This window comes from Corallococcus sp. CA049B, assembly GCF_003611685.1.
GTDB lineage: Bacteria > Myxococcota > Myxococcia > Myxococcales > Myxococcaceae > Corallococcus > Corallococcus coralloides.
This window is the reverse complement of the sequence record NZ_RAWC01000321.1, coordinates 1-7586: the sequence shown is the minus strand read 5'-3', so window position 1 is coordinate 7586 and position 7586 is coordinate 1. Positions and strand designations below refer to the sequence as shown.

At 70.4% G+C, this 7586-nt stretch carries 5 protein-coding genes; 3 read left to right on the top strand and 2 right to left on the bottom strand.

Features of this window, described 5'->3' with window-relative positions:
- Positions 1-89: 89 nt before the first annotated feature.
- Positions 90-488, bottom strand: a complete 399-nt coding sequence (locus D7W82_RS37250) for a MarR family winged helix-turn-helix transcriptional regulator (protein WP_233588169.1) — start codon at positions 486-488, stop codon at positions 90-92.
- A 207-nt stretch (positions 489-695) separates the two neighbouring features.
- Between D7W82_RS37250 and D7W82_RS37245 the strand changes: the two genes are divergently transcribed.
- From D7W82_RS37245 to D7W82_RS37235, 3 genes are read left to right on the top strand one after another with little or no spacing between them, the layout of a single operon-like run.
- Positions 696-2123: a TolC family protein gene (locus D7W82_RS37245; protein ID WP_120622823.1), complete on the top strand. Its 1428-nt coding sequence runs from the start codon at positions 696-698 to the stop codon at positions 2121-2123.
- 26 nt (positions 2124-2149) lie between these two features.
- Positions 2150-3292, top strand: coding sequence for an efflux RND transporter periplasmic adaptor subunit (locus tag D7W82_RS37240; RefSeq protein ID WP_171427390.1), 1143 nt, complete (start codon positions 2150-2152; stop codon positions 3290-3292).
- A 27-nt stretch (positions 3293-3319) separates the two neighbouring features.
- Positions 3320-6478 (top strand): efflux RND transporter permease subunit, encoded by a 3159-nt coding sequence (locus D7W82_RS37235; RefSeq protein WP_120622821.1) that lies wholly within the window; start codon positions 3320-3322, stop codon positions 6476-6478.
- Positions 6479-6567: 89 nt separating this feature from the next.
- On the opposite strand, the gene D7W82_RS37230 is transcribed toward D7W82_RS37235, so the two are convergent.
- The gene (locus D7W82_RS37230) at positions 6568-7554 is read right to left on the bottom strand and encodes a hypothetical protein (protein ID WP_120622825.1); all 987 of its coding nucleotides are present in this window, start codon (positions 7552-7554) and stop codon (positions 6568-6570) included.
- Positions 7555-7586 lie beyond the last annotated feature (32 nt).

The following is a 7586-nucleotide window of genomic DNA, read 5'->3' as shown; positions in this document are numbered from 1 at the left end:
GACCACCTCCTCCCCCCGGACGTGGCGCACGGGTGGCGGCGGGGCGGCGGCGGGACGGGCATCGCGCCCGGGCCTTCCGCCTCCCGTCGTCACCCGTTGTCGTTGGAGGGGGGCGGCACGCAGGGCGGGTCGTCCTTGCGCGGCGGATGCGCGGGCTCGTTGCCCAGCAGCTGGCACAGCCCCGTCTGCAGCTTCTCCAACAGGCGCGACAGCTCCTCGACCTCCGGCGGCGCCAGGTACGTGCGCGCCTGGGCGTCCAGCCACTGCGCGGCGAGCTCCAGCGCCTGGAGCTCCCGGCGCCCCGCGTCGGTGATCTCCAGGCGCACGCAGCGGCGGTTCTCCCCCGCGCGGCGCTCCACCAGCCCATCCTCCTCCAACCGGTCCACCAGCCGGCTCACCGCGGGCGCGTCGATGAGCAGCCGCTCCGCGATCTGCGCCTGACTGTGGATGCCGTGGATCCCGATGTTCTTCAGCACGAGCAATTGCATCAGCGGCCGATCCGTTTGCTCACCCACTTTCTGGGTGAGCAGCCGGACCACTGCGCGTCGCGTCGATGCCACTTGCTCAGCGATGGTCATGGGCGTAAGAGATGATTGCATTCAACAACGGTTGTCAATTACATCTTGACCGCGCGCAGGGAACCCGGGGTGGGTACCACCACTCGCTCCTGCCGGAAAGACCCGCCGCTCCAGAGTATGGCCACCCCCAGCGCCCTCCTCGTCCTTCTCCTCGCCGCCGCGCAGCAGGCGCCGTCCGCGTCCCCCCAGCAGTCCACGCCTGAAGCTGGCGCCGCCGCGGCCGCGCCGGCCCCCGTCCCCTTCCAGCCGAAGGTGGACGACCCCATGCTCACGCCCGTCCCGCCCGCGCCGGAGCAGGTGAAGACGTGGGACGACGCCCTCACCCGGGTGCGCCAGCGCTCCACGGACCTGCGCAACGCGGAGGCCGGCGTGTCGCGCGCGCAGGGCCGGTGGCGCCAGTCCCTGGGCCTTCTGTTGCCCAACGCGCGGGCCACCGCGGGCGTGGGCGTGGACGTGCTCCACCCGGACGTGCCCTCCGCCGCGGGCGGCGGCTTCGTGGGCGGCTCCAACACCGGCACCGGGGTGGCGGGCCCCAGCGCGCCCCTGGGCACGGTGTCCGCGTCCCTCACCCAGTCCATCATCGATGTGGGGGCGTGGCGGGGCCTGTCGTCCTCGAAGGCCTCCGAGTCCGCGTCCGTGGCCAACCTCCAGGACGTGCAGCGCCGCCTCACCCAGGGGCTGGCGCAGGTGCTGGTGGCCACGGTGGCCGCCGAGCGCGCCGCGGAGATCAACCGCGTGGGCCTGCGGCAGGCCCTGGAGCGCCAGTCCCTCACCCAGCGCTCCTTCGAGCTGGGCGCCGGCACGCAGCTGGACGTGGTGCGCGTGAGCCAGGACGTGGCGGTGGCCCGGCAGGCGCTGGTGGCCGGCGACGAGCAGCTGCGCCGGACGCGGGAGTCGCTGGGCCTGTCCCTGGGCGAGGACCACGGCGTGGGCGTCAACCCGGCGTTCAACCTGGGCGGACTGGTGGAGCAGACGCGCCAGCAGTGCGCCCCGCTGCAGGACCTGGCCCACCGCCCGGACCTGGTGGCCCAGCGGGCCAACGTGGACGCGGCCCGGGAGAGCCGGCGCCAGGCTTCCGCCGGCTACCTGCCCACCCTGGGACTGAGCAGCACGCTGGTGGGCTTCACCACCGACCCCGGCTTTGGCCGCTTCGCCACCTGGAACGTGTCCGCGGTGCTGTCCGTCCCCCTGTGGGAGGGCGGCCAGCGCGAAGGCCTCGTGCGCGAGCGCAAGGGCATTGAAGAACAGACGGCCCAGTCGCTGGAGGCCACGCGCCGCAACGTGAGTGTGGAGGTTTCCCGCGCGCGGCGTGGAGTGGAAGTGGCCGAGGCGCTGTTGAAGACCGCGGCCGAGTCCCTGGAGCTGGCGGACCGGACGGACCGGCTCACGCGCCGGGCCTTCGAGGTGGGACGAGGTAGCAGCTTGGAGCTGGTGCAGAGCGGAGCCGCGCTCCGCCAGGCGCAGCTCGCGTTGGTTTTGAGGGAATTCGAGCTCGTCCAGGCCCGCCTGGACGCGTTCCTGACGGAGGCCCGGTGCGACTGGTGACGAGGGTACGCCCCCTGAAGGCGCTGATGACGAAGACGGTGTGGGGCGCGGCGCTGGTGGCTGGCGTGGCCGGGTGCTCGGGCAAGCCGGAGGCGAAGGCCGCTCCGCCGCCGCGCGAGGTGCAGGTGGTGGCGCTGGCGCCGCACGAGGTGCGGGACACCGGGGAGTACCTGGGCTCGCTGCTGTCGCGGCAGAGCGTGTCCGTGCTGCCGCAGGTGAACGGCTACATCCGCAAGATTCTCGTGAAGCCCGGCCAGAAGGTGGAGGCCGGCACCCCGCTGATTGAAGTGGACGCGCGCCAGGAGACCGCGGCGCTGGACAGCGCCCAGGCCCAGCAGAGCTCGTCCGCGGTGGAGCTGGAGCTGGCGAAGCGCACCCTCGCGCGCACGGAGTCCCTCAACCGCGAGGGCCTGGCCAGCGTGCAGGAGCTGGAGCGCGCCCAGGCGGCGGTGAAGGCGGCGGAGGCGGCGGCGCGCGCGGCGGGCGCGAACGTGGCCCAGCGCCAGGTGCAGCTGCAGTTCCACGTGGTGCGCGCGCCGTTCGCGGGCACCATGGGTGACGTGGTGGTGCGCGTGGGTGACTACGTGAGCGCCACCACGGTGCTCACGTCCGTGGCCCAGGCGGACGCGCTGGAGGTCAGCGTGTCGGTGCCTTCGTTCCGCGCGCGGTCGCTCAAGCCGGACACCCAGCTGGAGCTGTTGGATCAACAGGGCAAGGTCATCCTCTCCAGCACCGTCTTCTACGTGGCGCCGCAGACGGACCCTCGCACGCAGCTGGTGGAGGTGAAGGCCGCCTTCCGCAACACGGTGGGCCTGCGCCCCAGTGAGCTTCTGCGGGCGCGGCTGGTGTACTCCACGCGGGACGCGCTCCAGATTCCGGCGCTCGCGGTGGTGCGCCAGAGCGGCCAGCCCTTCGCCATGGTGGTGGAGACGAAGGACGGCAAGACGTTGGTGGAGCGCCGCCCGGTGGCCCTGGGCCAGCTGGGTGACATGTCCTACGTGGTGGAGGGCGGCCTGAAGCAGGGCGACCTCGTCGCGGTGTCGTCGCTGCACATGCTGCGCGACGGCATGCCCGTCATCCCCAAGCAGGTCACCGTGAACACCGACGCGTCCTCCCAGCCGCCCCGCACCGCGTCCGGTGGCGGCGGCACCACCGGCGGCAGCCGCTAGCAGGCGAATCCAGAGAGGCGCCACACCGTGTTCGTCGACTTCTTCATCCGCAGGCCTGTCTTCGCCATCGTCTGCTCCATCATCCTGACGCTGGTGGGCGTCATCGCCATCCCGACGCTGCCCATCGCGCAGTACCCGGACCTGGCGCCGCCGCAAGTCACCGTCACCAGCACCTACGTCGGCGCCAGCGCCGAGGTGGTGGAGTCCGCCGTCACCATCCCGTTGGAGCAGGAGCTCAACGGCGTGGAGGACATGCGCTACATCACCTCCACCAGCACCAACGACGGCACCAGCACCATCACCGTCACCTTCGCCCCCACGCGCAACATCGAGGTGGCGGCGGTGGACGTGCAGAACCGCGTGAGCCGCGCCGCGGCCCGCCTGCCCGCGCAGGTGAACCAGACGGGCATCGTGGTGAACAAGGCCTCCAGCCAGATGCTGCTGACGGTGGGCCTGTCCTCCCCGGACAACCGCTACGACGCGAAGTTCCTCTCCAACTACGCGGACGTGAACCTCAAGGACGCCATCAAGCGCGTGCGCGGCGTGGGCGAGGTGCGCATCTTCGGTGAGCGCAAGTTCTCCATGCGCCTGTGGTTGGACCCGTCCGAGCTGGCCCGGCGCAACATGACGCCGCAGGACGTGGTGCGCGCGCTCCAGGAGCAGAACCTCCAGGTGGCCGCAGGCCAGGTGGGCCAGCCGCCGTCCAGCGACGAGCAGCCGTATCAGATCGCCGTGCGCGCCCGGGGCCGCCTGGTGGAGCCGGAGGAGTTCGGCGACATCGTGCTCATGCGCAACAACGACGGCCGCGCCGTCACGGTGAAGGACGTGGGCCGCGTGGAGCTGGGCGCGGAGAACTACGGCACCCTCTTGCGCTTCAACGGCCGCACCGGCGTGGGCCTGGCCATCTTCCAGCTGCCCACCGCCAACGCGCTGGACGTGCGCGACGGCGTCATCAAGGAGCTGGACCGCCTGGCGCAGTCCTTCCCGCCGGGCCTGGAGTACCGCACCGGCACGGACACCACGCTCGCGGTGCGCGCCTCCGTCAACGAGGTCATCCACACGCTGATTGAAGCCATCGCGCTCGTCATCCTGGTCATCTTCCTGTTCCTGCACGGGTGGCGCAGCGTGCTGATTACGGCGCTCACCCTGCCGGTGTCGCTGGTGGGCACGTTCGCGTTCGTCTACATGATGGGCTTCTCCATCAACACGCTCACCCTCTTCGGCCTCACGCTGGCCACGGGCCTCGTCGTGGACGACGCCATCGTGGTCATCGAGAACATCGAGCGCCTGATGGCGGAGCGCGGGCTCAACGCGTTCCAGGCGGCGCGCGAAGGCATGAAGGAGGTGGCCGGCGCGGTGGTGGCCATCTCCGTGGTGCTGGTGGCGGTGTTCATCCCGGTGGCCCTCTTCCCGGGCACCACGGGCTCCATCTACCGCCAGTTCGCGCTCACCATCGCCGCGTCGGTGGCCCTGTCCACCTTCTGCGCGCTGACGCTCACGCCCACCCTGTCCGCGCGGCTGCTCAAGCACCACCACGGCCCCAAGTGGGTGTTCTTCCGCAAGGTGGACCAGGTGCTGGACTGGACGCGTGACACCTACGGCAAGGGGCTGCGCAAGCTGCTGGTGCACCCGCTCATCGTGCTGGTGGCGTTCCTCGCCTGCATCGGCGCCACGGTGATGCTGTTCCGCTCCGCGCCCACGGGCTTCATCCCGGATGAGGACCAGGGCTACGTCATCATCTCCGTGCAGGGGCCGGAGGGCATGGCCCTCAGCCAGACGGAGAAGGTGCTCCAGGAGGTGGAGGCGGTGCTCAAGGCCCAGCCGGAGGTGAACGTGATGTTCGCCATTGGTGGCTTCTCCCCCAGCGGCAACGGCTCCAACTACGCCACCGTCTTCACGGCCCTGAAGCCGTGGGAGGAGCGCACGGGGAAGGATCAGTCCGTGGCCGCGCTGGTGGAGCGGCTGCGCGGGCCGCTGGGCAGGATTGGCAGCGCGCGCGTCATCCCCTTCCAGCCCCCCGCCATCCGCGGCGTGGGCAGCGTGGGCGGCTTCCAGTTCATCGTGGAGGACGTCGCCGGCAACCACTCGCTGGAGGACCTGGCCAACGCCACGCAGGAGATGGTGCAGAAGGGCAATGAGGAGGGCCGCCTGCGCGGCGTCTACACCCCCTTCAACGCCAACACGCCCATCCTGGACGTGGAGGTGGACCGCCAGAAGGCCAAGGCGCTGGGCGTGCCGATTGAACAGATCTTCGGCGTGATGCAGCTCTACATGGGCAGCCAGTACGTCAACGACTTCAACTACGCCAGCCGCACCTACCGCGTGTACGTCCAGGCCGAGCAGCAGTTCCGCGACAGCCCCCAGGACATCGGCTCGTTCTACGCGCGCACGGAAGCCGGGGACATGATTCCGCTGGAGTCGCTGGTGAAGGTGACGCCCATCGTCTCCGCGCAGGTCATCAAGCACTACAACCTGTTCCGCTCCGTGGAGATCAACGGCCAGGGCGCGCCCGGCGTGTCGTCCGGCCAGGCGCTGGAGGCCATGGAGCAGGTGGCCCAGGCGGCGCTGCCCCAGGGCATGTCGTCCGAGTGGACGGGCATCAGCCTGGAGCAGAAGGAGTCCGGCGGCCAGACGCTGATCATCTTCGCCCTGGGCATCCTCTTCGTGTTCCTGGTGCTGGCGGCGCAGTACGAGTCCTTCAGCCTCCCGTTCGTCATCATCCTGTCCGTGCCGCTGGCCATCATGGGCGCGCTGGGGTTGCAGGTGGCGCGCGGCTTCGCCAACGACGTGTTCTGCCAGGTGGGTCTGGTGATGCTGGTGGGCCTGTCCTCCAAGAACGCCATCCTCATCGTGGAGTTCGCGGAGCAGCTGCGCGAGCAGGGCAAGAGCGCGCTGGACGCGGTGGTGACGGCGGCGGAGGTGCGCCTGCGCCCCATCCTCATGACGTCCATCGCGTTCCTCCTGGGCGTGGTGCCGCTGATGACGGCGTCCGGCGCGGGCGCGGCGGCGCGCAACTCGCTGGGCACCGCGGTGTTCGGCGGCATGCTGGTGTCCACCATCGTCAACCTCATCTTCATCCCGGGCCTCTACGTCCTCATGCAGAAGGTGCGCGGGGACGCGAAGCGGTCCAGCGGTGAAGAGGAGACGCCCACGCCGCACGAGCCGGCTCCGGCCCACGCGCCGTGAGCTGACTCACCAGCGCTTCAAGAACAGACCGCCCTCCCCTTCGAAGTTCGCGAAGAGGAGGGCGGTGGTGTTTTCAGCGGGCGGGTGAATCAGATTTCGTGGCCGGTCTCCTCGTACACGATGACGTGGCGGGACTCGGGCAGGAGGATGATGTTGAGCGTGCGCCAGTTGTCGCCGTTGGGGCCGGTGCTGAACGTGCGGAAGTAGCTCTTCACCTGCGCGTTCGCGGCGTCCTCGCCGTAGGTGTCGAGGATGGCCGGGTGCAGCGGCTGGAACTGCAGGTACATCTGGGACTGGAACGCCGCGTACGTGGACGTGGCCGGCACCTTGTTGCGGTAGCCCTGGTACTCACTGCGCGCGAGCACCGCCGCGGCGGCGGCGTCCAGCGACGCGGGCGTCGAGTACGGCCACGCGAAGTCATACCGGTCCAGGAAGGAGTGCAGGTCCTCGCGGTACGCGTTGCCGGTGTCGAGCAGCGCCTGGAGTCCCGGCTCCAGGGGGAACGCCGCCAGCTTCACCGGGGTGCCGGCAGGCGCCGGGGCCGGGTTCGCCACGCACGCGCCGCCGGCGCACTGGGCCTGGAGGCGGTACTGCTTGCCCAGGCCGTTGCTCCAACCCACCACCACCAGGTACTCGCCCGCCTCGTCGAAGGTCGCGAGCGGAATCTTGCTCAGCTCGCCATAACCGGAGTCGTCGTCCTGGAAGAGGATGCGCGTGCCGTAGCTGCCGTTCGCGTCCTTGGGGCCGTACACGAACAGGCCGGTGTCCACGCCCACTCCGGTGCCCAGGTGCGTGACCTCCAGCGCCGCCTGCGTGTGCGCCGCGACGGTGAGCTTGAAGCCCTCGTAGGCCGCCGTCGTGCCGGTGCTCGACGACACCGCGCTGCCCACGTCGAGGGTGCCCAGGTAGTTCGTGAAGCCGCCCGACAACGTGGCCGGAGGCGACACCAGCCCTTGCGCCGTCGTCACCGGCTCGATGCCCGGCGGGGTCTGCTCCGGCTGGCCACCACAGGCGCCCATCAGGCCCACCGCGGACAGCCACACCGCCGCGCTACGCACTGCTGTTCCACGCTTCATCGCTTCCGCCTTCATTCAGGGCGGGCGGGAGG

What these genes read in the sequence shown, in the direction of transcription:
- D7W82_RS37250 (WP_233588169.1), bottom strand. Translation starts at nt 488, where the DNA reads ATGCAATTGCTCGTGCTGAAGAACATCGGGATCCACGGCATCCACAGT.
- D7W82_RS37245 (WP_120622823.1), top strand. Translation starts at nt 696, where the DNA reads ATGGCCACCCCCAGCGCCCTCCTCGTCCTTCTCCTCGCCGCCGCGCAG.
- D7W82_RS37240 (WP_171427390.1), top strand. Translation starts at nt 2,150, where the DNA reads ATGACGAAGACGGTGTGGGGCGCGGCGCTGGTGGCTGGCGTGGCCGGG.
- D7W82_RS37230 (WP_120622825.1), bottom strand. Translation starts at nt 7,554, where the DNA reads ATGAAGCGTGGAACAGCAGTGCGTAGCGCGGCGGTGTGGCTGTCCGCG.